Here is a 912-nt window from a genome sequence, read left to right as displayed (position 1 = left end):
GATGTACGACAGCTGCTCGGGGCTGAGCGCGCCGTGCCGGTACAGCTCGCCGAACACCATCGCCGTCTCGCTGCCGGCCTCCGACGCCACGTCGTACCGGGCCACCTCGGTGCCGCTGTCCGGGTCGACGACCCGGATGTGGGCGCCGCGGACCTGCCCGAAGGACTGCCGCCGCTGCGCCGCGTCGTAGATCGCCACCGCGAAGACGACCTTCTCGACCCCGGCGGGGACCTCCGCGAGCCGGACCTCGACCTGCTCGCGGTCGGCGCCGCCGCCGGCCCCGCCCAGGTGGCGGACCGAGCCGTCCGGGCTCCGCAGGTTGTTGAAGAAGACGAAGTGCTGGTCCGAGGCGACCTTCCCGTCCGCCCCGCAGAGCAGCGCGCTGGCGTCCAGGTCGTACCCGTCACCGGCCGTCCAGCCCAGGCCCACCCGCACCACCCGCACCCCGGGGGCCTGCTTGCCCAGGGAGACGTTGCCACCCTTCGTCAGGGCCACGCTCATGGAACTTCCTCCACCACCGTACGAGTACCGCTGTTCGACCACGACAACGCTGTAGAACTCGCGGCGGTTCCCGGTCGAACCGCCGGCTTTCCGTCCGGGCCGGAACGCCGTCCCACCAGCGGCGGAACGCCGCCCGAGGGGCCCCCGGCGGCGCCTCCCGGTACCGGGCGGGCCGGTCCGGCGGCCCTCGGACCGGCGTACGGCGCGCCGTGTCGGCACTCTGGCGGGCCGTCAGGTCCGGACCTATTGTCAGCGCACATGACATGTCTACGCCGCAACGCCGGACTGGCCGCCGCGCTCGCCGGAACCCTCCTCGCCCTGCTGGCCCCGGCCGCCGCCCAGGCCGCCCCGGCCGGCTGCCGCACCTCCGCCACGGTGCCGCTGGACGCCGAGCAGGCCCGCCTCCAGGAC

Annotated in this window: 1 protein-coding gene; it reads right to left on the bottom strand. The window is 74.8% G+C overall.

Going from position 1 to position 912, the window contains the following annotated elements; all coding sequences use genetic code 11:
- Positions 1 to 501 (bottom strand): TerD family protein (locus AE652_RS42200; protein WP_049661488.1); only part of this gene is annotated, 501 nt, incomplete at its 3' end.
- Positions 502 to 912 lie beyond the last annotated feature (411 nt).

The sequence above is a fragment of the Kitasatospora sp. MY 5-36 genome (genome assembly GCF_001182915.1).
In the GTDB taxonomy this organism is placed as follows: domain Bacteria; phylum Actinomycetota; class Actinomycetes; order Streptomycetales; family Streptomycetaceae; genus Kitasatospora.
This window is presented reverse-complemented; position numbering and strand designations above follow the sequence as displayed.